The organism is Aliigemmobacter aestuarii, assembly GCF_004799285.1.
Lineage (GTDB): Bacteria > Pseudomonadota > Alphaproteobacteria > Rhodobacterales > Rhodobacteraceae > Aliigemmobacter > Aliigemmobacter aestuarii.
Map to the genome: position 1 here is coordinate 40,166 of NZ_SSND01000005.1, position 23,469 is coordinate 63,634.

Consider the following 23,469-nt stretch of genomic DNA (forward strand, 5'->3'; position numbering starts at 1 on the left):
ATGACCCAACTTTCTGCCGCCCTTGACCGTTTCGATGCCGAAGTGTTGCATGTCGGCCAGTTCGATCTGGCCTCGGTGTTCCGCGAACGCAGGCTGCGCCGTGCGCAATTCCTGGATTGGGCGCAGGACCCGCGCTTTGCCAATGTCATCGCCTATTGGGATACCAACGACAGCCTGTTCGGTGGCAGCCGCTATTACACCGAAACGGTCGAGATCGACCCCGCCTCGATGCGCCGCAATCCGTCTGAACCCGGCGCGGTCACGGTGATCGCCGAACTTTCGGGCGAGGCAAGGGAACTGATGCCGCGCCAGGTGCTGCGCCGCCAGATCGAACGTGCGGCCGCCATGGGCTACAAGGTGGACGCCGCCTTCGAATTCGAATTCATCCTGCTGGACGAAGATGCCGGCAGCGTGCGCGCCAAGGGCTTTTCCGGGCTTGAGAAATTCGCGCCGGACAACAAGTGCTGGTCGGGCACCACCGCCAATGCCCATGCCGGTTTCATCGCCGCGCTGGAGGCCGAGGTTCTGGGCCATGACGTGGCGCTGCACGGTCTGGGCGTCGAGCTGGGGCCAGGCTGCCTTGAGGGCACGCTGGCCGCGACCGAGGGCCTGCGTGCCGCCGACGATGCCGCCTTCTTCCGGCTGGCCACCCGTGCCTTTGCGCGCAAGAACGGCAAGACCGCCAGCTTCATGCCCTATCTGGGCGCCGAATATCCGGGCATCGGCGGACATATCTGCCTGAGCCTGAAGGATGCGCAGACCGGGCAGAACCTGTTCTCCAGCCCCGACGGCCATACCAACGCACTGGCCGGGCAGTTCATCGCCGGGATGATGGATCTGGTGCCGCAGGCCTTTGCTATGTGCACGGGCACCGTGAACGCCTATCGCCGCCTTGCCCCGGGAAGCTGGGCGCCCAAGTCGCTGACCTGGGCCGAACATCCCTTCACCGTCGCTGTGCGTTCCGCCCCGCATTCCGGGCCGCTGGCGCGGCTGGAATTCCGGGTGCCGCCGGCCGATTGCAACCCCTACCTGACCATGGCGCTGATGCTGGGGGCGGGGCTTGACGGGATCGAACGCGGCCTTGCCGCGCCGGCCGCCACCCAGTCCGCGGGGCCTGACCATGTGCCTGAAGGTGCGCAGCGCTTCCCGCGCGATCTGGCCGAGGCCGCCGACCGCATGGCCGCCAGCGCCGACGCGCGCCGCATCTGGGGCGATGCTTTCATCGACAATTACGCGGCCGCCTGCCGCGCCGAATACGCCAGCCTTGCCAAGGCGGTCAGCGCCGAAGAGCGCGCCCGCTACCTCGAGGCCTGACGGACAAGACAACAGGGAGAAGCAAAGTGCATACCGATACCGACTATCACCGCGACATAGAGGCCCCCGGCCGCGCCGAGATGGTGAAACGCGTCCGCGACAAGATCGACGCACTGGGCGTGGAATACATCTATTATCAGTACATCTCGATCACCGGCCGCGTGATGGGCAAGGCTGCCCCGTCGCGCCACTGGGAAACCCAGGCCCGCAAGGGCGTGCAGACCTGGATGGGCGGCGTGACGAACGTCACCCCGGATTTCAAGGGCAACCTGATCGGATTTGACAGCAACGCGATGGAATGTATAGCGCTGCCCGACCCCGACACCTTCTGCCAGTTGCCCTGGGACAAGCGCGTGGCCCGCGTGTTCTGCACGCTGTATTACAGCCTTGAGGATTACACCTCGCCGGGGATGTATTACGAGCATGACACCCGCGGCAACCTGAAGCGGTTTGACGCGCAGTTCCGCAAGGACCACAACGGCCTGCACCTGCGCGTCGGGCTGGAGCCCGAGATGCTGTGGCTGAAGCCGAAGGCGGGCGAGGTGCGCCCCTATGAAGGCATCACCGAGGCCTTCGCCTATCATATCGGCCAGTTCGAAAGCGCCCGCGACATCTGGATGCAGGTGTCGGATTATGCCCGCGCCATGGGGCTGGACATGATCCAGGGCGATTGCGAAGACGCGCCCGGCCAGATCGAGCTCAACTACCAGTTCGACGACGCGCTGCAGACCTGCGACCGGATGACCACGTACCGCCAGATCTGCGCCGAGGTGGCGCGCCAGCATGGGCTGATCGCCTGTTTCATGGCCAAGCCCTTCATGGGTTATGCCGCGAACGGCTGTCACCACAATTGTTCGATCTGGACCGGCGGCTCGCGCGAGATGCAGCAACTGGTGCCGGGCGAACTGCCTGGCATGGAGGAGCTGTTCGAATATTCCAAGGGCGGCGTGAACGAGTTCGAGAACAAGGAAGGCGGCTGGATTCCCACCGAAATCGGCCGCCATGTCCTGGGCGGCAGCTTGAAGCATATCGATGCGCTGACCTGCCTTGGCGCCTCGACCGTCAACAGCTATCGCCGGTTCAACGATTACGGCCTCTGGGCGCCGATCGGGGCAAACTGGGGTCTACAGAACCGCAGCTGCACGATCCGCATCAGTTCGCCCGACCGTTTCGAGTTCCGCGCCGTGGACAGCATGGTGAACCCGCATCTGTTCTGCGGGGCACTGTTGAAGGCGATGGATGACGGGCTGAAGAATCAGATTGACCCGGGTCCGCCGGAAAGTCGCAATGTCACGACGGTCTGGCAATCGGGCGAACCGGTGAAATTGATCCCGCTGAATCTGCACGATGCGCTGGAGGCGCTGAAAAAGGACGATGTGATCCGTTCGGCGCTTCCGGGGCGGCTCTATGACGTGTTTGATGAGTACAAGCGTGACGAATGGACACGCTTCCTGCGGGAGGTGACCAACTGGGATGTGGAGCGGTATCTGCATTGCGTGCCGTGATCGCCCCCGCATCGTGAGAGGAGAAGCTGCCATGACCCGTCCCGACAAGCCCTGCCTGTTCCGGTCCGGCCGGATGGTCGATGTGCTTTCGGCGGATGGCCGGGTGCTTGCGCTGGATGACGCGCAGGCCGAACGACTTGGTCTGGATGCCGGAACGGCGATTGGCAGCCCCTGGTCGCGCCTCTATTCACTGGAGGCGCGGCAACGTATCGCCGGGCTGTTTTCGGCCCGGTCGCCCCTGCCGAGGGTCGTGCCGCTGACGCTGCGCGCCTCTGACGGGCAGATGATCCCCACGACGGCCGTGGCGGAACTGTTCGAGGCCGAGGACGGCCTGTGCCTGCGGCTGTGCAAATGGCCCGCCGGAAGCGAGCTGGACGATGTGGCAGCTCTGGCCGAGGCCAACGAGGTGCTTTCCGGCATCGTCGCGGCGTCGTCCGATGCGGGCTGGTGCATGGAATGGACCGACCCGGTGGACCTGTCCGCCCCCGAGCATGAAATCGTGCGCCAGGTTTTTGAAAACGGGCCGTTCTGGCGGTTCTGCAACGGGGCGATGGCGCGCCTTTACCGAACCCCCGCCGGGCAGGAGTTCAACCAGCGTCCGGTGGCCGAGATCTTTCCCCGCACCCCCGAGAACGAGGATTTCATCCGCCGCCTGATCCGCGCGGATTTCGACATCAACGGCACGCCCTCGCGCGATCTGCGCTATGACGGGCTGTTCATCGATGTGGAAAACGATGTGCGCGGCCACATCCGCGGCAACCGTCTGTTCCGCATGTGGGGCACGGTGCGCGATGTGTCCAAGCACGTCCGCCGCGAAACCCAGCTGAAGGACGAGATCGCCTTTCTTCAGGCGGTGCTGACGTCGCTGCCCGATCCGCTGCTGGTGGCGGATGCCTACGGGACGATCCAGTTCGCCAACATGGCTGCCGAAGCCCTGTTCGAGGCGCCGGCCGACCGGCTGACCCAGATGCGGTTTGATGACCTTGTCACCGGCGCGGTCCCGTTCGACCGGCTGTTTGCCGATGCGCGGGTGTCGATGATCTCGACCGCGCGGGCGCCCTTCACGGCGGGCGTTCCGCTGCCGGGGGGTGCTGTCCGGATCGAGGGCACCGCCCAGATCTTCGAGATGCGCGGCGTCACCTTTCTGGCCGTCTGCCTGCGCCATATCCCGCGGTCTGTGGAACGTGAAAACATGATGGCGCCGGGGGGACGTCCGGAATGACGCTGCCGCCCGTCGCGCATACGAACCAGAGCGCCCCCGGCGCCGAGCTGGACCGTGCGCGGCTGTTGCTGGCGGCCTTCGATTCCGCGCCCGACGGGATCATCGTGCTGGACGGCGCCGGACGCATCGTCCAGATCAACCGCGAGGCCCTGGCCATCAGCGGCCTGCGCGACAGAAAACCCTTGGGCCAGACCCTTGATGCGGTCGCCCCCGACAGCCCGCTGAACTGGACTCCGGTGCAGGAAATGCTGGCCGGGAGGCACACCGGCGAGGTGATCATCCGGTCCGAAAACATCGGGACGGTCTTTGTCACCCTGCGCCGCGTGGCCGAGATGCCGGGGGCGGTGATCCTGACGTTGCGCGATCTGGCGGTGTTCGACCATGCCCGCCGCATGGCCAGCGGCCAGCGTGACCCGGCCAGCTTCACCTCGACGGTGGAACGCCGGCTGCGGCCGGATTTCGCCCGCCAGCGCCAGCTGTCGCCCTACCTGGACCGCATCATCGCCCGTGGCGAACGTGCGCTTTTGCAGGGCGCGCGCGTGATCATCACCGGCGAAAGCGGCGTGGGCAAGACCGAGATCGCCCGCCACCTGCACAGCTTTGTCGCCAATGCCGCCGATCCCTTTGTCGCGGTGAACTGCGCGGCCATCCCCGAAAGCCTGTTTGAATCCGAATTGTTCGGCTACGAGAAGGGCGCTTTCACCGGGGCCTCGTCCGACGGCAAGAAGGGCCTGATCGAGGCGGCCGACGGCGGCACGCTGTTTCTGGACGAGATCGGCGAAATTCCCCTGACCCTTCAGGCCAAACTGCTGAGCTTTCTTGAGGACGGGCTGTTCCTGCGCGTCGGTTCCACCCGGCTGCGGCGGGTGAATGTGCGCATCATCTCGGCCACCAACCGCGACCTTCTGGAGATGGCCGGGGAACGCAAGTTCCGCGAAGACCTCTATTACCGGCTGGCAGTGGTGAACATGCCGATCAAGCCGCTGCGCGAGATGCCGGAACTGCTGGACCATCTGATCGAACGGTTCATCACCGCGATCAATCAGCGCCGCACCGTGCCCATGGTCCTGTCGGCCGATTTGCTGGGCCGGCTGAAGGCCTATCGTTACCCGGGCAATATCCGCGAACTGTCGAATCTGCTGCAGCAGATCTCGGTTCTGGGTGATGACGAGGATGAACTGCCGCGCCGCCTGGGGGGGCTGGACCCTGCCCGGCCCGCCGTAGCGCCCGCCACGCTGCCCGCCACGGGCTCGGCCGATGACGGCCAGACCTTGCGCGACCGCGTGGCGGCCTTCGAGATGCGCGCGATCGAAGATGCGATCCGCCTGCATGGCAGCAAGCGCAAGGCTGCCGCTGCCCTGGGTGTCGATATCGGCACCATCGTCCGAAAAACAAAGAAAGAGCCCTGAGGGCCGCAATCCCAACCAACAGGAGAGAGAGAAGATGAAAAAGACACTGACAGCCCTACTGGCCCTGACCGCCAGCCCCGCCCTCGCCGAAGGCACGGTCAACGTTCTGACCTGGGAAGGCTATGCCGACGCCTCCTTCATCACGCAGTTCGAAGAGGAAAGCGGCTGCAAGGTCACCGCGACCTATGTTGGATCGAACGACGATTTCGCGCCCAAGCTTCTGGGCGGGGGCGGGGTCTATGACCTGATCGCCCCCTCGATCGACACAACCGCGCTGATGATCGACCTGGGCCTGGTGGAACCGCTGGATACCGCGGCCATCACCGGCTGGGGCGACATCTATCAGAAGTTCCGCGACCTGCCGGGACTGCAGCGCGACGGCGTCCATTACGGTATGCCCTACAGCTGGGGCGCGATTGCCTTCATGTATCGCAACGATGTCTTTACCACGCCACCCACCTCGATCGCCGATCTGTGGAACCCGGATCTGGCGGGCAAGGTCTCGCTCTGGGATGACAAGAGCGCGATCTATGTCGCGGCGCGGCTGAACGGCGATTCGGACATCTACAACCTGACCGACGAACAGATCGAGGCCGCCAAGGCCAAGCTGATCGAGCAAAAGCCCCTGGTGCGCAAATACTGGGCCACCGCCGGCGAGCTGGTCGACCTTTACAAGGCGGGCGAGGTGGTGATCTCCAACACCTGGGCGGGCTATCAGTCCAGCCTTCTGGCCGCCGAGGGCATCGAAGTGACCGAGTTCATCCCGACCGAGGGGGCCGAGGGCTGGCTGGATGCCTGGATGGTGGTGAAGGATACCCCGAACCGCGAATGCGCCTACAAGTTCCTGAACATGCAGCTGTCGGCCCTCGGGCAGTGCGGCGTGGCCAATGTGAACGGCTACTCTGCCGCCAATCCGGTGGCCGCCAAGGCCTGCATGTCGCCCGAACAGTTCACCGCGCTGCATCAGGATGACCCCGACTATCTGGACAGCCTGATGATCTGGACCGCGCTTGGCGAACGGTTCGAGGCCTACACCAACGCCTGGAACGCGGTGAAGGCGCAATAAGCGTCCCGCTGTCCAATGCACAAAGGCCGCGCAGGGCGTTCCCTTGCGCGGCCCGTCAGAACCGATCAAGAGAAAAGGGCGCGGGCATGGCTGCGATCATCGAGCTTCAGGGGATCTCGAAGCATTACTCCAGAACCATCATCGGTGTGGATAATGTCAGCCTGTCTGTAGAGGACGGCGAGTTTGTCACGCTGCTTGGCCCCTCGGGGTGCGGCAAGTCCACCTTGCTGCGGATGATCGGCGGGTTCGAGGCCCCGACCCATGGCAAGATCCGGCTGGCCGGGCAGGACGTGACCCACGTGCCGCCCTACCGGCGCGACGTGAACATGGTGTTTCAGGATTACGCGCTGTTTCCCCACATGACCGTGGGCGAGAACATCGCCTATGGCCTCAAGATGCTGGGCAAGGGCCGCGACGAGGCCCGGCGCATGGCCGCCGAGGCGCTGGAGATGGTGGGCCTGGCCGACAAGATTGACCAACGGCCAATGCAGCTTTCGGGTGGGCAGCGGCAGCGCGTGGCGCTGGCCCGTGCCATCGTGCGCCGTCCCAAGGTTCTTTTGCTTGATGAACCGCTGTCAGCGCTCGATGCCCGCCTGCGCGACCAGATGCGGATCGAGATGAAGCATCTGCACGAAAAGGTCGGCATCACCTTCATCATGGTGACCCATGACCAGGAAGAGGCGCTGACCATGTCCGACCGCGTCGTTGTGATGGAAAAGGGCCGTGTGGCCCAGGATGGCCGGCCGCAGGATCTGTATGACCATCCCGCCTCGCCCTATGTGGCGAATTTCATCGGCACGACGAATTTCCTGGCAGCCCGTCGCAGCGGGGCAGGGGTGGCCACCGCCGCCGGCCCGCTGCAGGTGGAAGAGGCCGTCGACATGCCCGATGGGGCTGAGGTGACGGTGGGCTTCCGCCCCGAAAAGACCCGCATCCTGGCCCCTGGCGAAACCGCTGCCAATGCCCTGCCAGCCCGGATCGCCGAGGTGATCTATTACGGCCTTGGCCTGCGCATCACGGTCGAGCTGGCCGACGGCGCGCAGGTGCATGTCGATACGCTGTTGCCCGATACCCTGGCCCGATCCGATGTTCCCAGGCCCGGCACCCCCGTCACCATCGCCGTCGAGCCGCACAACATCTTTGTCTTTCCCGGAAAGGTGGTGGTGTGATGTCGGGGCCACGTTCGCTGTCAACGGTTCTAATCCTGGGGATCCCGATCCTGTGGGTCGTGGTGTTCATGCTGCTGCCCTATGGCATCATCGTCACCTACAGCTTCTGGGTGAAGGCCTATCCCACCTTCAAGCCCGCTTTCCAGTTCGGCAATTACCTGACGCTGGTGACCGATCCGCAATATGTTCAGGTGCTGCTGCGAACGCTGAAGATTTCGGCGCTGGTATCGGTGCTGTCGCTTTTGCTGGCCTATCCCTTCGCCTGGTGGCTGGTGTTCCGGTGCCACAATCAGTCCTTGAAGACATGGGCATACATGGCGGTCATCGCGCCGCTCTGGGTCAGCTATCTGCTGCGTGCCTATATCTGGAAGACGATCCTTGGCACCGAAGGCATCCTGAATTCGTTCCTGATGTCCACCGGCATCATCTCGGAGCCGTCGTCGCTGTTTCTTTACAACCAGTTCGCGATGGTGGTCACGCTGACCTATATCTTCATCCCCTTCATGGTGATGCCGATCTACACCGCGCTGGAAAGGATCCCCGCCAACCTGTCCGAGGCGTCGTCCGATCTGGGCATGGCGCCCTGGCAGACCTTCCTGAAGGTCACGCTGCCGCTGTCCACGCCCGGCATCGCGGCGGGGTTCACGCTGACCTTCTGCCTCAGCTTTGGTGACTTCATCGCGCCCTTCCTGGTCGGCGGACCGGACGGGAACCTGATCGCCAGCGTGATCCAGTCGCAGTTCGGCTCGGCGTTGAACTGGCCGCTGGGGTCCGCGCTGTCGATCGTCATGCTGGTGATCGTGTTGGCGATCGTGTCGCTGTCGGACCGCATCGAGGCCCGCGCCAATACCGGAGCGCATTGAGATGACCCAACGCAAGCCCTTGTCCCGTTTCGCCGCCGATACCGCGCTGATGACCTATGTCGCGCTTCTGATGGCGTTTCTCTATGTGCCGATCTGGGTGCTGATCGCCTTCAGCTTTTCATCCTCGCGCTCGCTTACCTGGCCGATCCCCGGCTTCACGCTGGACTGGTATCGCAAGCTCTTTGCCAATACCGACCTGCAGGCGGCCGTGGTCAACAGCTTTTATGTGGCCACCTTCGCCACCATTCTGGCCCTGATCGTGGGGGTCGCGGCGGCGATGGCGCTGCACCGGCTGAACTTTCCCGGCAAGACCCTGTTCCGCCGCCTGATCCTGCTGCCGATCACATTGCCCGGAATCGTGACCGGTATCTCGATGCTGAACATGTTCCGCCTGTTCGGCTTCAACCCCAGTCTGGAAACCGTGATCCTCGGTCATGCCACGGCGCTTCTGGGGGTGGTGGTGACGCAGGTTTTCGCCCGGCTGCAACGCCTGCCCAGATCGCTGGAAGAGGCGTCCTCCGACCTGGGCGCGCCGCCGTGGAAGACCTTTCTGCTGGTCACCCTGCCGAATATCCGTTCTGCGGTGATCGGGGCGGGGCTGTTGTCCTTCGTGCTGTCGTTCGATGAAATCCCGGTGACCTTCTTCCTGACCGGGCGCGACAACACCTTGCCAATGTACATCTATTCGACCATGCGCCGCGGCGTGACGCCGGAAATCAACGCTGTCGGCACGCTGATCGTCCTTGCCTCGCTTGTGCTGATCATCCTGTCGGTCCTGCTGTCGCGTGACCGCAGCCCCCGCTGAAAGGTGCCTGAAATGACCTTGACCAAAGCCGACTGGCAGGCCCGCGCCGCGGCGCTTTGCCCCGAAACCCGGATGTTCATCGACGGAGAATTCGTGCCTGCCCTGTCTGGCGCCACATTCCCCACGATCAACCCCGCCACGGGCGAGGTGATCGCCGAGGTGGCGCGCGGCAACGCCGATGACGTGGATCGCGCGGTGACCGCCGCGCGCCGCGCCTTCCGTGATGGCCGCTGGTCGCGGCTGGACCCGCGCGACCGCATGGATGTTCTGCAACGCTTCGCCGGGCTGGTCGAGGCGCATGCCGAGGACTTCGCCCTGCTCGACACGCTCGACATGGGCAAGCCGATCTCGGACATGCTGGCCATCGACGTGCCGGGCGCGGTGTCGAACCTCTGCTTCTTCGCCGAGGTGGTGGACAAGATGGAAGGCGCCGTCACCAACACCACACCCCAGGCCCTGCATTACATCCTGAACCAGCCGCTGGGGGTCTGCGGCATCGTCGTGCCGTGGAACTATCCGCTGATGATGGCGGCATGGAAGCTGGGGCCTGCCCTGGCCACCGGCAATTCCGTCGTGCTGAAGCCCGCCGAACAATCGCCCCTGTCAGCCCTTCTTCTGGCGCGGCTGTTCATGGAGGCGGGCGGCCCCGCGGGCGTTCTGAACGTGGTCACCGGCCATGGCGAGGAAACCGGCAAGCCGCTGGCGCTGCACATGGGCGTCGACAAGATCGCCTTCACCGGTTCCACCGAGGTGGGGAAGCTGATGTTCGTCTATTCCGGGCAATCGAACATGAAGCGCGTCACCACCGAATGTGGTGGCAAGTCGCCCCATATCGTGCTGGCCGATTGCGACGACCTTGATACCGCCGCTGCCACCGCCGTCTCGGCCATCTTCGGCAATCAGGGCGAGGTCTGTTCCGCCGGGTCGCGTATGCTGGTGGAACGGTCGATCCACGATGATTTTGTCGCGCGGTTCACCGCCGTTGCCGCCACCGCCCATCAGCCGGGCGATCCGCTGGATCCGGAAACCACTATGGGCCCGCTGGTCACTGCCGAACAGCAGGAACGCGTGTTGCGCTATGTTGATATCGGCCGGAAGGAAGGCGCGCGGCTGGCCTTTGGCGGCGCGGTGCCCGCCGGGTTGAACGCGGGCTGCTATGTGGAACCGACCCTGTTCACCGGGGTGTCGAACCGGATGCGCATCGCGCAAGAGGAAATCTTTGGCCCGGTCGCCACGATCATTCCGGTCGATGGTGCGGATCATGCGATCGAACTGGCCAATGACACGATCTATGGCCTTGCCGCCTCGATCTGGACTTCGGACATCAAGACGGCGCATCGCTTTGCCCGCGATGTCGAGGCGGGGATCGTCTGGGTCAACGCCTATGAGGCGGGGGATGCCACCACGCCCTGGGGCGGGTTCAAGCAATCGGGCAACGGCCGCGACAAGTGCCTTGAGGCGCTGACGCAATATACCCAGACCAAATCCGTCTGGATCGACCTGCGGTAAGTCATGCACATCTGCATCTACGAGGCCGACCGTCCATCCGAGGCGCTTCAGCCGCGCTTTGGCACCTATGCGCAGATGTTCCAGGATTGGCTGGGCGCGGCCCTGCCCGAGGCGCGGTTTTCCCTTGCCCATCTGGCCGGGGGCGAGGCCCCGCCGCCGCCCGGATCGGTCGATGGCGTCCTGATCACCGGCGCGCGGGCAGGGGTGCCCGACGGTCTGGACTGGGTGGCGCGCCTGATGGATCATCTGCGTGATTTGCGCGCGGCCCGCGTGGCCGTGGCAGGCATCTGCTTTGGCCATCAGGTGATGGCGCAGGCCTGGGGCGGGCGGGTAGACCGTGCCGCCTGCGGCTGGACCATCGGCCGCCACCTGCATGCGCCCACGCCGGACGGGCAGGCGGTGTTCGGCACCATGCCACTGGCCTGTGTCTCCGTGCATCAGGATCAGGTGATCGACCCGCCGCCGGGGGTGCGGGTTCTTCTCGCCTCGGACAGGTCGCCGCATGGCGCGTTCCGCTATGACTTTCCGGCGATGTCGGTGCAATTCCATCCGGAGTTCGGCGGCGACTATGTCGAGGCGGTGCTTGAAAGCGGCCTTGGCCTGCGGTTCGCGGATGATCTGGTGGCCGGTGCCCGTGAGGGGCTGCACGAACGCCTGGATGGCGCTATCGTGGCCGAGGGCTTTGCCCGTTTCTTTCGTGAAACGATCGGTCGCCGGGGATGAAGCTGCAACCGCACCAGCGCGTCACACTGCGCCAGCACCAAAGGCTGGCGCAGGTGCAGCAGCGTGCGGTCGCCTTTCTGGCCCAGCCCGGCGGCGATCTTGCCCGCGACCTGGCCGAGCTGGCCAGTGCCAACCCCTTCTTGCGGCTTTCGGGCGGTCCGCCCGCAGCGCCCCCCGTCGACCGGGACGAGATGGCTCAGGCAGCCGAACAGGGGCCGGGGCTGATCCAGCATGTCCTGACCCACCTGCCACACCTTCTGCCGGACCGGCGCGACCATGATTTGGCGCTGGCGCTGACCGAGGGGCTGGATGCCTCGGGTTATCTGGTTGACGACCCGGCGCGGATCGCGGCCCGCCTGCGCCGCCCCGTGGCAGAGGTCGAGCGCGTGCTGGCCGCCCTGCAACGGATCGAGCCTGCGGGTCTGTTCGCCCGTTCGCTGGCGGAATGTTTGCGGCTGCAACTGGTGGCCGAGGGGCTGTTCACGCCGCTCTGGCAGGCGGTGTTGCAGGATCTGCCGCTGGTGGCCGAGGGGCGGCAGGCGCTGCTGGCGCAGCGGTTGGGGATCGACGGCCGAATGCTGGACGCAATGCTGCGGCAATTGCGCGGGCTGAACCCGCGTCCCGCCTCGGGGTTCAGCCACAGCCCCACCCCGTCGCGCATTCCCGACCTGCTGGCCAGCCGTGGCCCCACCGGTTGGGATCTGGCCCTGAACCCCGAGTCGCTACCCAACGCCAGCATGCGCCCGATCCCGGAGGGGGGCGATGCACGGGCGCATCGCGCCGCCCGGCAGGTGGTGACGGCACTGGATCTGCGCAACCGGGCGATGCTGTCGGTCGCGCGGCTGATCGTCACCCACCAGGCAGAGGCGCTGGATCGCGGTGCCGTTGCACTCAGGCCCTTGACCCGGCGTGCGCTGGCGACCGAGGCGGGTTTGCACGAAACTACGGTGGGGCGCATCCTGCGCCATGCCTCGCTGCTGGCAGACGGGCGCATCCTGCCGCTGGCCGATCTGGTGGCCCGCGAAGGCCCCGCCCCCGGCCTGACCCGCCCCGCCGTTCTGGCGCTGATCCGCGAGCGCTTGGCCGAAGGCCCGGCCACCGACGCCGCACTGGCCGATTGGCTGGCCGCGCGGGGGGCAGGCATCACCCGCCGCCGGATCGCCAAGTACCGCGCCGAGGCGCAGCTTCCTGCCCGTCGTGGCCGCCCGGCAAAGTCGGGCTAGGGCCAGCCAGTAACGCGGCGAATGCTGCCGCGACCCCGTCGGCTGACAGGATTTCCGTCTTCCTGGATCCGTTTCCCAGTGGCACTGCATGCCCTGCGCGCCCGCCGTTCGACCGGCTGCCGTGCGGCTTTGGCCTGAAGTTCTTCATGACCGCAGACCGGGGCTATGACGCCGACTGGTTCCGAGATGCGTTGAAAGACAAGGGGATACGTCCATGCATCCCCGGTTGGACGTCGCGCGGCAAGGCTGTCCGCTACGACAAGCGGCGCTATCGCCGACGCAACCGCGTAGAAATCATGTTCGGTCGACTGAAAGACTGGCGCAGGGTCGCAACACGCTATGACCGATGCGCCAAGACCTTCCTATCCGCCGTCGCATTCGCGGCCACCGTCATGTTCTGGCTTTGACGATCAATGAGTCTGGACCCTGGTGCTGGCTTGCGATCATGCAGGTCCTTGTCATGTATTCAGGTTGAAACCGGACCTCCCGAAAAGGGGCAGGCCAGAATTCTACGAGAACCATCCTTTCACCCGACCCCAGACGGATTTCTCTTCGGGGACCTCGACCATCGCGCCTTTGACGGGCTCGCTGCCCTTTATTTCGGGCATCGGTTCGCTGTCGAAGATGGTTTCATCAGGCTGCACGGCGGCCTGCGACACGGTCTCTTCGGTGAACTCAGTGAAAGCATCGAGCCCGGCGAGTGTCTCCGGCCCCGCGATCCCGTCCGCCGTGAGCCCGTGTCCGGCCTGAAAGTCCTTCACAGCTTTTTCAGTGCCCGGGCCAAACTGGCCGTCAGCCGCGATCCCCAGCGCCGATTGCAGTTTCTTCACGGTCTCTCCGCGCGTCCCCTTGCGCAGCAGGACAAGCTCTTCGAGCCCCATGGCCATGAACGTATCAGGACCAGCGATCCCATCGACGGCGAGGCCCGCTGACTTCTGGAAATCCCGAACCGCCTTGTCCGTTCCGGGGCCGAAGATGCCATCGGCCTTGATGCCCAGCTTCGCCTGGAGGCGCTTCACGGGTGCGCCGCTCATCCCCTTTTTCAAGATCGACATGCTGAACCCTTTCCTAGCTCTCTGCCGAAAATCTAACCGCTTCGATCGTCCCTGTATTTGTCTCAGATCAATCGTTTCAATTGATGCGGTCGCTATGATCAAAGTGCGGGATTGCCGAGAGTGAAGCGCGAATAGAGAGAGAGGAAAAATGCGTTTGTACTCGAAGTTAAGCCTGCGCGTCGCCAAATCAGTCCCGTTGTCTCAGGAAATGCTGTTGGAGTGCTGCAAAGGGCTTGTCTCGCAGCTTTCGAATTGATGTGATCTTCTGCAATTCCAGTTTTCCGGTCGACACGACACCAAACCGAAGACTCCCGACCATTTCGCCTAAAATCGAAGGACACAACCATGAAGACACTAACTCGCCGCGGTATTCTGACAGGTGCGGGTGGCCTTGGCCTCATGATGATGGCCGGGCCGCTCTTCGGACAGCATGTTTACAAAGAAATTCATGATCTCAAGCCGGGGGAATTCACCTGGCACCCGGAGCGCCAACCCTTCGGACCGGTCGCGGTGATCGTGTCGCTGAACGAGCAACGCGTTCACGTCTACCGCAATGGCGTGCGGATCGCGGTCTCGACCTGCTCCAGCGGCAAGCCGGGACACGAGACACCGACCGGCGTCTTCGTGGTGCTGCAGAAGGACCGCGATCACCGTTCGTCGACCTACAACAACGCACCCATGCCCAATACCAACCGCCTGACCTGGGATGGTATCGCGCTGCATGCTGGCAATCTTCCCGGTTATCCCGCCTCGCATGGCTGCGTCCGGCTGCCGTTGAAATTCTCGGCCCTTCTTTTCGAAGTCACCCATCTGGGCACGCCCGTTATCATCGCGGATGAACACCATTTTCCCATGGACGTGGCGCATCCCGGCCTGATCCTGTCCGGCTACGCAGAGAACGAATTCGAGGACGTGCTGGCCACGCTGAACCCGCGCAAGCATCCGTCTGATTGGGAGTTCGGCGACGAGCACCCGATCACGTCGATGATCGCCTCGTCCCACGACAAGAAGATCGCCCTGATCGAAAACGACCGTGAGATCGCGGAGGGGCCGCTGATCTGGGACGGCGAGCCACTGGGATCACATGTCTATGTCCTCAAGGGGCCGCATGACGGTGCGAAGGGCATGCACTGGGAAGCGCTGACCTATTCCGGCGCAAATGCCGGCACCCATGACCTGCGCCGTGTGCAGACCGACGAGGCTTTCGCGGAAACGATCAAACGCTATGTCCATCCGGGTATGATCTATGTCTTCACCGACTTGCCGCTGCATCCCGACAGCAGGTCCGGTCGCGATTTCGTGATCATGTCGTAAGGGGCACACGATGTTTCTCAAGACATTGAACGCTCGGGTTCCGGCTCTGAGCAAGGCCGCCTCGGGGAGCTTGGTCGCCACTGCGGCCGCGCCCTTTCTAGCCGGGTGCTTTCCCGGCGCGACCGGGCAGAGCGAGGGCGTCGTCGTCTCCGAGATCGCCGAGGAGGCGGCAGAATGACCGGGGCGGTGACGACGACGCAGAAGCGGAGTGCTGCTTGTTCGAGCTCTCAATAGTCAGCTTGTCCGCAGATGATCTTCGGCACGGGCGGCGTGGGAGGGCCGCTTCAAGAAAACCTTCTCCGCGCGCTTGGTATCATGCGTTTGCGTTGCGATGGGTTGGATTTCAGTCCCATCTGACGAACACCCCCGCCATCGAAGTGTCTGGTACACGGTCGAAAACGAACAAGTGATTTCAATCTACTGCAAACTATTCGCCAAATTAGCGCAGTCATGAGGTCCAGAGAATATCGGCCCCGAGAGACCACATTCGGCTGCCGGCGCGGGGTCAGTGCTCAGCCCGTCCCGCATAACCCTCCAAAACAACAAAAAAATCCTGCTGTAGCCAGATCGAGGGAACGCTTTTGCGAGGGAAAGTGGCGGAGACGAAGGCAGCCAAGATCTTAAAAAAATATTTGCAATCATATTGTTGTGCCGATCTATCCTCCTAAGATGGTTGATCTGCCCCACATCCTACCTATGCAGGCTTGTGCGATTCCATGCATCCGGTTACTTTGTTTTTGTTGGGTAGGATGTTGGGTAAAACGGATGCCGCGCGTTGCCGAAGAAATGTCTGCAATTGAAGTGAAGCGCCTTGCCCATCCGGGCGGGAGGCGGAATGTCTTGGTTTCGGTCGGGGGCGTGCCGGGGCTGCATATGCAGATCACGCCGAAGGGCGGGCGATCTTGGGTCTTGCGGGTCACGGTCGGCACGTTGCGGCGCGATATCGGTTTGGGCGGCTTTCCGGGCGTGACCCTTGCGCAGGCGCGCGAGAAGGCGCGCGAGGCGCGGGCGAAGATCGATAGCGGAATTGATCCGATTGAGGAACGCAAGGCGGTCAAGGCCGCGTTGATCGCCGCGCAGCGCCGGGGGCTGACCTTTGAGGATGCGGTGGACAAGGCGCTTGCGGCCAAGCTGGACGCCTTCAAGAACGCCAAACATCGCCAGCAATGGGAAAACACCCTTGCCACCTATGCCTTGCCTGAGTTGGGCAAGATGCTGGTGCAGGATATCACGACGCAGGATATCCTGCGGGTCTTGCAACCGCTCTGGTCCGACAAGACCGAAACCGCGTCACGCCTTCGGGGGCGGATCGAAGCCGTTCTAAACTGGGCCACGGTGGCAGGGCACCGTTCGGGCGATAATCCCGCGCGCTGGGCGGGCAATCTGAAAGAACTCTTGCCCCCGCCGTCGAAGATCGCCACCGAGGGCAACCATCCCGCCCTGTCACTGGACGACGCGCCGAACTGGTTTGCCGACTTGCAGGGGCGCGACGGGTTCGGCGCGCGGGCGCTGGAGTTTCTGGCCCTGACTGCCACCCGTTCGCAAGAGGTGCGCGGCGCGCAGTGGGATGAGATTGATCTCGCCAATGGGCTTTGGATCATTCCGGGCGCGCGCATGAAGATGGGCAAGGAACACCGGGTTCCCTTGTCTGCCCGCGCCATTGACCTGTTGAAGGCCCTGCCACGGTTCGAAGGCAACCCTTTGGTGTTTCCCGCCGTGCGGGGTGGCCAGCTTTCGGACATGACGCTTTCCGCCACCATGAAGCGGATGCACGAGGCCGCCGTGGCCGAGGGGCGCGCGGGGTATCTGGACCGCGTGTCGAAGCGCCCCGCCGTGCCGCATGGGTTACGTTCGACCTTTCGGGATTGGGTGGCCGAGAAGACAACCTATCCCGGCGACATGGCCGAGGTCGCGCTGGCGCACCGGATCAGCAACGCGGTGGAGGCCAGCTATCGGCGCGGCGACATGATCGAAAAGCGGCGGCGCATGATGGCCGATTGGGCTGATTTCCTGACGTTTACCCCAAAGTTCGCCGTCGTTGCGAGGAACTAACCATGCAGCATCTCATCCTGTCGGACGACGGCTTCAATGTTGCCCATAACGCCTATCACAGGCTGGTCGCGGCTATTTATTTTCCTTTAAGCGCTCGTGACCAGCAACAAGCGTTGATACTCGCGGACATCGAGAAGGCAGAATTTGTTCGCGTGGGAGGGGCCAAATATAAGCCCACCGAGATTTTCCGTGCAGCATCACGGATTGCAGAAAAGCGCACGGCTCACATCTACCTGACAGGATTTGTGGCACTTTCATATATTTGGCAGAAAGACTTCGGCCAGTCACCAAGCCTAAACCGCTCTGCCATTATAGCATCCTGTGCGGCAAATTCTTTTGGAAAGATCAGGTGGCGTCCGGCCATAGACCCGTTCGGAAAGGAAAGGGCGACGTCCGTAACCAGCGACTTATCCAGCGTTGAGCGCATATTCCGAAAATATCGCAGTGTGGCGCATATTTGCGCCGCGCATGTTGCTGCGAGTGAATACTTGGCCCCCACGCATCTATGGGACGAAGTGCCCGAGGTGACGGCTTCACTGATTACAAACGCCGCCATGTATCAAGCGGCACTCTCTGTATCCACGAATACAAGCGGTTGGAACATTTGGGATGTCCATAAACACTTCCCTGCGTCTCTCGGGCAATGGCCGTTTCTGGAACCTGGCGAGGAGGTGCTTTCATGGATTGCACACGGCTATGAGGTTGCTGTTTCCGAGGGTCTAATCAAGAAATAGACGGGGGGGAAGTTCAACTTCCCCAGGGGGAAGAGAAACTTCCCCAATTTTTTCAGGAATGGAAAGCGGCCAATCTTCCTGCATCGCAATGCATGGAGACGCACATGCCCGAAACTTACCTTTCCGACCGCCAGCTTGGGGCGCGTTACTCGGTTCACCATCTGACGCCACGGCGCTGGGTTAACGAAGACCCGACCTTCCCTAAACCCGTGAAACTCAGCCCCGGCTGCGTGCGCTGGCGCTTGTCCGAGATCGAGGCTTGGGAAGCGGTGAAAGCCTCCGAAGATGGTAAGCGCTGATGCGGGGGTCGAGTGGCAACGGGAGGGGGCGGCATGGCTAAGCGACCGAACCCGCGCGCCATCCGCTCGACCCGCACCTACACGATTGACGAGGCGGCAATCGCCATGAACATCACCACCAGCACGATCCGCAGTTGGGTCAAGGCCGGTTTGCCCCTGATGCGATCCCGGCGACCTTATCTGATCCTCGGTGATGCGTTGCAGCACTTCTTACAGGATCGCGCAACGCAATCGCGCACACCTTTGAAAGCAGATCAGCTCTATTGCTTGTCGTGCAAAGCAGGCCGCGCGCCGATGGGCATGATGGTCGATTGCATTCCCCAAACCCCGAAGACCGCCCGACTTGAGGGCCTATGTGAGGCCTGCGGCGGCACCTGCAACCGGATGATCAGCCGCGCCCGGATCGCGGATTTTGCGGCGATCTTCGATCTCGCCCTAAACGAGGGGCGGCAAGCCTAAAGGATACTGCCAACTCCCTCTTAAACCTTCACTTCGGAAAGGATGCGCGATGGCCCGGAAGTTCAACGAAGAAAACGAACGGATCAAGCGCCGTTACCTTGAGTTTCTGCGCGAAGCCAAGCGCAGCGACATGGCGACGGTCGACAAGGCAGGCGAGGCGATCCTTCGGTTCGAACGCAGCACCGGGTTCAAGCCCTTCAAGCGGTTCCACATCGATCAGGCCATTGCCTTCAAGCGTCACCTTTCGAACGAACGGAATGCCCGCACCGGGGCACCGCTGGCCAAGGCCACCATCGACAGCACCTTGCGGATGGTCAAGGCCTTCGTCCTGTGGCTGGCAGGGCAACCCGGCTACAAGTCGCGCATCGCCTATGCCGACGCCGAATACTTCAACCTGAATGCCAAGGATGCCCGCATTGCCCATACCGCGCGCGATGCGATCTATCCGACGCCCGAACAGTGCCGCCATGCCTTTGGCCTAATGCCCAGCACCACGCCCTTGCAGCGCCGCGACAAGGCGCTGTTCGCCTTCCTGATGCTGACGGGCGCGCGGGACGGGGCGATTGCGTCCTTGCGGCTGAAAAGCGTCGATCTGGTTCAGGGCTGCGTCTACCAGGATGCCCGCGAGGTAAAGACCAAGTTCGCCAAGACCTTCACGACATGGTTTTTTCCGGTCGATGCCGCCTATCTGGAAGCCTTCAGCGATTGGGTGACTTACTTGCGCAAGGATCAACTCTTTGGCCCCAATGACGCCCTGTTCCCCAAGCCCCTGATGGGCCTGAAGGATGGGTCCTTCGCTGCCTTGGGCCTTTCTCGTGAGACCTACAACAATGCGGGAAAGTTGCGCGCAGTGATCAAGGAAGGCTTCATCAACGCAGGCCTGCCCGCCTACGCCCCGCACAGCTTCCGCAAGACGCTGGGCCTGATGGCAAATGATCACTGCAAGACGCCCGAACAGTTCAAGGCATGGTCGATGAACCTGGGCCACGATAACATCGCCACAACGCTCAGTGCTTACTGCCCTGTGTCGCCGTCTCGGCAGGGGGAATTGATCCGGGGGATGGGGTGATAAAGTGAACCGCGCCGGGTTTGCCGGAGGCTGATTTTCGTTAGTTTCGCGGCCATGGGTTCAGTTTCCAGAGTTGCGTAGAAGTTGGCCTCGGCTTCTGCGGGCGGAATGTTCCCGATTACCGCCGTCAACCTCGGCCTTCTTAACCCACTCGTTCAGCGTATGGGCCGAACAGCCGATCTTCGCCGCAATCGATACGATCGCCTGCCAACGCGAGCCATGCTGACCCTCGTTGTCGAAGACCAGCCGCACCGCGCGTTCACGCACTTCGGGGGAAAACTTGTTCGTTGTCTTGCTCATGATACTCCATCCTACTCAGGAGTTGGAGCCTCCGGCAAACCCGGCGCGGTTCAATCCAGGCGGTTGGAACATGGCAAGAGCAAGCGTCAGATTGATACCCAGCTTTTGCCACGCGGGGGCTTTACGCACCATCTCAGAACCGGGTACGATATTGGTGCTCCGCATCCGGAATGCAACAAAATCAACGGATTCAACGAACGCTCATGCTGTCCGGCCTCGCTAGGAAGATATCAAGCCTGTTGCAGGCTCCGACCAAGGTCAGGGAAGACTCAGCCGCTTCTGATGATGACACACGCCGAGCCGAACCACTTGAGGCCGGTACCACGGGATTTCTCGAGGGATCCGACCCAGACGAAGTACCTGCTGAACAAGCCGCCAAGCCTGAGTGTCTTAGGACGGAGACCCTTCCATTGGTGCAGCCTCAGCGCGCCAGGTACGATCGTATGGAGCCGGCGCCAGAAGGTCCCACAGATGATATGTCTCAGACAAGTGAGCATGCAGACTTAATCGGTGATCTCGAAGGTAAGGACAAAGCTGTTCCCTTACTGCTAACCGAGCAGGTCGCGGATAGCGATGCGGCTGACGAGGCAACGGTACGCATCCTTCAGGCCTTGGCGGATGAAGACGGCGCAACCGTCTCAGCGGATGGACCACACAAGTCACCGGGCAGGATCCAAGAGGAAATCTCATCAAACTCGGATCGTTCCGAAGGGTCTGAAGATGCGCTTCCTACCCCGGAACCATCCCGAGACCTCCGCGCCTCAGCGGAGAATGTACCCCACCCAGGGGCGAATGATGCGTTCGATGCGGTAGTCACCTCGGAAGAAGAGCATTTGATAGCAGAATTGGCCCGGTTCACGCGGGACTACGAGGAAGCGGTGGATGAGCACGAGCGCGCGTTCAGGATGGGGCTCGTCGACGAGGTAATCAGACGCCTTGATCGCTCGGTAGGCGAGGAGCGGTCCAGATTCATCCAAGATTACGTCCGACGTTCGGCAGCTGCTGAGGAGGAGACTCCAGAGGCCATGGTGAAGGAGCGGACAATCAAGGCACTTGTCGCAGACAGCGAGTGCTCGGTGCGTTTGCGCAATGCGATTGCCGGAGCTAGCAACCTACCAGTCGGGACAGTAGCTGAATATATGCGTGCGCCCGAACAATCACGCGAGGCTTTCAAGAGAATCCGAAATCTCGGTACGAAATCCATCGAAGAACTCCACGAGCTTGTGACAGACGCTTTCAGCTCGGAAGGCGTCGCCGAAGGGAAGGGCGAGCTTAGCGAGGGCGCGCAGGCCGGACGACAAGTAGAGGAAAAATTCCAGCGGGCCCTCGCTGTTGCACAGCGAATGATTGAAGGTCTTCAGTTTCCGGATGATGTTCTAAACCAATTTCCGTCAGCCCGACTGAAAAATTGCCTCGTCAAGGCCTATGCAGATCACTCGATAACGTTCTCCAAGCTACTTTCTTCGTATGAGGAGGTTGTGAGAAACCTCAGATGGAAGGGAAATTTCGGTACCAAGTCAAGCAAAGAACTCGATAGACTAATCACCGACGTAATTAGGAGCCGACTATCGGCGCATCGCATAGGTGAAGCCTTTGCTTCGAGCATTAGGGACCTTCTCGCGGGTAGGTGGATTGGCGACGAGAGTCTGCGCGCCGTCCTATCATATGAAGACGTGGACATTCTTCCCCCGTTGAAGGAGCAAGTCAGCTTAGAATGGGGTGAAACGGTTAATGAGATTGTTACCAATCTCTTGAATTATTTAGCAGAGCGCGAGCGCGAGGTGGTCAAGCGTCGCTACGCGCTAGATGGTGGCGAACCAGAAACCCTCGAGGAAATATCGAGAGACCACGATGTTACGCGGGAACGAATTCGTCAGATCGAAGCAAAAGCGCTTCGGAAGATGCGCAACAAGAGGATCATAGAAGCTCTTTCGGCAGCATTAGACTCGGAAGACGCAATTGAAGTGGTCTTTAAAAATCGGAGATTGGTGACGGAGGAACAGATTGCTTCGGTCTTTAAGGCTTTGGATCCTCGCCTTCGGTTGGCAATAGATATTTGTTATACAGGGTTGAAAGGTTTTCTTGAACGCGAGAGCGTAAAGACAGAATCAGGGTGGACGCTCGAGCAGTATCTGCTCGAGTTGCCGGAAGAACCTGAGGTATTTGCGGGTTCTCTGCGTCAACGTCTTGTTGACGCGATTTTGGGTGAAGCCTTGCCTATTCGCATATCAGCTATAGCCGATAAATTTCCTGACATTTCCATGGAAGAGCTTAAGCAGGAGCTTCGGTCGAGTTTCTCCGCTAAGATTGATGGTGATGAACTTCGGGCTGCACCTCGCCTTCCGACATACGTTCGCTATACCCTCATCCTTCGTGACGCAGGACATGCATTACATTGCAAGGAAATCAGGGCGTTGAACCATGAGATATTCGGCAAGGATGAAAGTATTCAACAAATCGGCTCGATCCTAGGTGGACTAGATGAGGCTCTCATCGTTGCAAGAGGGACCTACGATCTCTATGAGAACTTGAAGCTCAGTTCAGATGACCTGAAGACCATTAGGGCGAACGCACACGATTATCTTGAGGCACGCGAAGAGTATGTTAGTGTCAAAGTTCTCTTTTCAGAACTTTTCCAGGGATCAACGGAAAAATTTGGCGCTGATTTCGACTATTACATGCTCCTGGGGATACTACAGGATGATGAGAGATTTGATGTCAGGCGAGGGCTGATGGTAGGCCTTGCTAAATTCTCATCCAGTCAAGGTTTCCTAGGTCTCAATGAAGAAATAGTATCTGTTTTGACCGAGTCTTCACGGGCGATGTCGCTGGAGGAGATCGCGGCCGCGTTGGAAGGGCGTCGTGACACCTTCCTGACGTCAATTGCAACGAGCCTTGAGAATTCACCGCAGGCCGTATCGGTTGGCCGGGGTCATTACGATCTGACGAGCCGAGTTTTTGGTGACGAGCAGCAACAGGGGCGGCTGCGTGACTGCTGCTGTATTGCGCTTTCTTCGGGCCCAAAAACTGTGCTGGCCCTTGTAGAACTGATTTCGCCGATACTTGGCGATTTTCCTTCTCGTCCTTTAAAAGGGTTTCTTTCCGGATTTGATGCCTTCCAGGTGGAGAGCGACCTAGTTTATCTCAGACAGACGCCGCCAGAAATTTCTCGGTACCTTGAAGTCCGAGATGCGGCGTTGCGCGAGCTTGGGGACGGGGCTGACGATATAGCCAGGGTACGAGACTATTTAGCACGAAAAGGTGTGAGAGACTTGGCTGATCTTGACCCGACGCTTACGCGTGGGGCGGGGACAGCTGGAACAAGAAAGGATGAGGACGAACTTCTCGACAAACTTCTGGGTGACTTTGGGATCTAAAC

General features: G+C 61.7%; 20 protein-coding genes and 2 pseudogenes. 20 read left to right on the forward strand and 2 right to left on the reverse strand.

All coding sequences use genetic code 11. The annotated features are described in order from the left end of the window. From E7811_RS15755 to E7811_RS15810, 12 genes and pseudogenes are all read left to right on the forward strand, one after another. Nucleotides 1-1,314: a type I glutamate--ammonia ligase gene (locus E7811_RS15755; RefSeq protein ID WP_136395637.1), complete on the forward strand. Its 1,314-nt coding sequence runs from the start codon at nucleotides 1-3 to the stop codon at nucleotides 1,312-1,314. A gap of 26 nt (nucleotides 1,315-1,340) precedes the next feature. Beyond that, nucleotides 1,341-2,819 (forward strand): glutamine synthetase family protein, encoded by a 1,479-nt coding sequence (locus tag E7811_RS15760; RefSeq protein ID WP_246020489.1) that lies wholly within the window; start codon nucleotides 1,341-1,343, stop codon nucleotides 2,817-2,819. Between the two features lie 31 nt (nucleotides 2,820-2,850). Next, nucleotides 2,851-4,041: a PAS domain-containing protein gene (locus E7811_RS15765; protein ID WP_168733062.1), complete on the forward strand. Its 1,191-nt coding sequence runs from the start codon at nucleotides 2,851-2,853 to the stop codon at nucleotides 4,039-4,041. Further along, a complete protein-coding gene (locus E7811_RS15770) occupies nucleotides 4,038-5,450 on the forward strand; it encodes a sigma-54 interaction domain-containing protein (protein ID WP_136395639.1) in 1,413 nt (470 codons plus the stop codon). The genes E7811_RS15765 and E7811_RS15770 overlap by 4 nt, the downstream gene beginning before the upstream one ends. A gap of 34 nt (nucleotides 5,451-5,484) precedes the next feature. Next, nucleotides 5,485-6,516, forward strand: a complete 1,032-nt coding sequence (locus E7811_RS15775) for an ABC transporter substrate-binding protein (protein WP_136395640.1) — start codon at nucleotides 5,485-5,487, stop codon at nucleotides 6,514-6,516. A gap of 86 nt (nucleotides 6,517-6,602) precedes the next feature. Then, the gene (locus E7811_RS15780) at nucleotides 6,603-7,685 is read left to right on the forward strand and encodes an ABC transporter ATP-binding protein (protein WP_136395641.1); all 1,083 of its coding nucleotides are present in this window, start codon (nucleotides 6,603-6,605) and stop codon (nucleotides 7,683-7,685) included. Beyond that, entirely contained in the window at nucleotides 7,685-8,548 is an 864-nt protein-coding gene (locus E7811_RS15785; protein WP_136395642.1) for an ABC transporter permease, read from the forward strand. The genes E7811_RS15780 and E7811_RS15785 overlap by 1 nt, the downstream gene beginning before the upstream one ends. Nucleotide 8,549: 1 nt before the next feature. Further along, nucleotides 8,550-9,353 (forward strand): ABC transporter permease, encoded by an 804-nt coding sequence (locus E7811_RS15790; RefSeq protein WP_136395643.1) that lies wholly within the window; start codon nucleotides 8,550-8,552, stop codon nucleotides 9,351-9,353. Nucleotides 9,354-9,365: 12 nt separating this feature from the next. Next, nucleotides 9,366-10,862 (forward strand): aldehyde dehydrogenase, encoded by a 1,497-nt coding sequence (locus E7811_RS15795; RefSeq protein WP_136395644.1) that lies wholly within the window; start codon nucleotides 9,366-9,368, stop codon nucleotides 10,860-10,862. A 3-nt stretch (nucleotides 10,863-10,865) separates the two neighbouring features. After that, nucleotides 10,866-11,585: a type 1 glutamine amidotransferase gene (locus E7811_RS15800; RefSeq protein WP_136395645.1), complete on the forward strand. Its 720-nt coding sequence runs from the start codon at nucleotides 10,866-10,868 to the stop codon at nucleotides 11,583-11,585. Beyond that, a complete protein-coding gene (locus E7811_RS15805; protein ID WP_136395646.1) occupies nucleotides 11,582-12,808 on the forward strand; it encodes an RNA polymerase factor sigma-54 in 1,227 nt (408 codons plus the stop codon). Before E7811_RS15800 ends, E7811_RS15805 begins: the two co-directional genes overlap by 4 nt. Before the next feature lie 143 nt (nucleotides 12,809-12,951). Continuing rightward, a pseudogene (locus tag E7811_RS15810) lies at nucleotides 12,952-13,215 on the forward strand (transposase); the annotation flags it as partial. A 102-nt stretch (nucleotides 13,216-13,317) separates the two neighbouring features. On the opposite strand, the gene E7811_RS15815 reads toward E7811_RS15810, so the two are convergent. Beyond that, entirely contained in the window at nucleotides 13,318-13,863 is a 546-nt protein-coding gene (locus E7811_RS15815; protein WP_136395647.1) for a peptidoglycan-binding domain-containing protein, read from the reverse strand. 405 nt (nucleotides 13,864-14,268) lie between these two features. Between E7811_RS15815 and E7811_RS15820 the strand changes: the two genes are divergently transcribed. The 7 genes from E7811_RS15820 (at nucleotide 14,269) to E7811_RS15845 (ending at nucleotide 19,790) form a co-directional block, all read left to right on the forward strand. Then, on the forward strand, nucleotides 14,269-15,177 hold the full coding sequence (locus E7811_RS15820; RefSeq protein ID WP_246020490.1) for a L,D-transpeptidase: 909 nt from the start codon (nucleotides 14,269-14,271) through the stop codon (nucleotides 15,175-15,177). Nucleotides 15,178-15,187: 10 nt separating this feature from the next. Next, complete coding sequence (locus E7811_RS17965) at nucleotides 15,188-15,355, forward strand: hypothetical protein (RefSeq protein ID WP_168733063.1); 168 nt, start codon at nucleotides 15,188-15,190, stop codon at nucleotides 15,353-15,355. A 608-nt stretch (nucleotides 15,356-15,963) separates the two neighbouring features. Further along, on the forward strand, nucleotides 15,964-17,229 hold the full coding sequence (locus tag E7811_RS15825) for a tyrosine-type recombinase/integrase (RefSeq protein WP_246020492.1): 1,266 nt from the start codon (nucleotides 15,964-15,966) through the stop codon (nucleotides 17,227-17,229). Nucleotides 17,230-17,231: 2 nt separating this feature from the next. Next, nucleotides 17,232-17,963 (forward strand): hypothetical protein, encoded by a 732-nt coding sequence (locus E7811_RS15830; RefSeq protein ID WP_136395650.1) that lies wholly within the window; start codon nucleotides 17,232-17,234, stop codon nucleotides 17,961-17,963. Between the two features lie 104 nt (nucleotides 17,964-18,067). Beyond that, nucleotides 18,068-18,262, forward strand: a complete 195-nt coding sequence (locus E7811_RS15835) for a helix-turn-helix transcriptional regulator (RefSeq protein ID WP_136395651.1) — start codon at nucleotides 18,068-18,070, stop codon at nucleotides 18,260-18,262. Between the two features lie 33 nt (nucleotides 18,263-18,295). Then, nucleotides 18,296-18,721 (forward strand): helix-turn-helix domain-containing protein, encoded by a 426-nt coding sequence (locus tag E7811_RS15840; protein ID WP_136395652.1) that lies wholly within the window; start codon nucleotides 18,296-18,298, stop codon nucleotides 18,719-18,721. Between the two features lie 49 nt (nucleotides 18,722-18,770). Further along, entirely contained in the window at nucleotides 18,771-19,790 is a 1,020-nt protein-coding gene (locus tag E7811_RS15845; protein ID WP_136395653.1) for a site-specific integrase, read from the forward strand. A 114-nt stretch (nucleotides 19,791-19,904) separates the two neighbouring features. On the opposite strand, the pseudogene E7811_RS15850 reads toward E7811_RS15845, so the two are convergent. Next, a pseudogene (locus E7811_RS15850) lies at nucleotides 19,905-20,090 on the reverse strand (transposase); the annotation flags it as partial. A 203-nt stretch (nucleotides 20,091-20,293) separates the two neighbouring features. Here E7811_RS15850 and E7811_RS15855 point away from each other — a divergent pair. Beyond that, a complete protein-coding gene (locus E7811_RS15855; RefSeq protein WP_168733064.1) occupies nucleotides 20,294-23,467 on the forward strand; it encodes a sigma factor-like helix-turn-helix DNA-binding protein in 3,174 nt (1,057 codons plus the stop codon). Nucleotides 23,468-23,469: the final 2 nt, after the last annotated feature.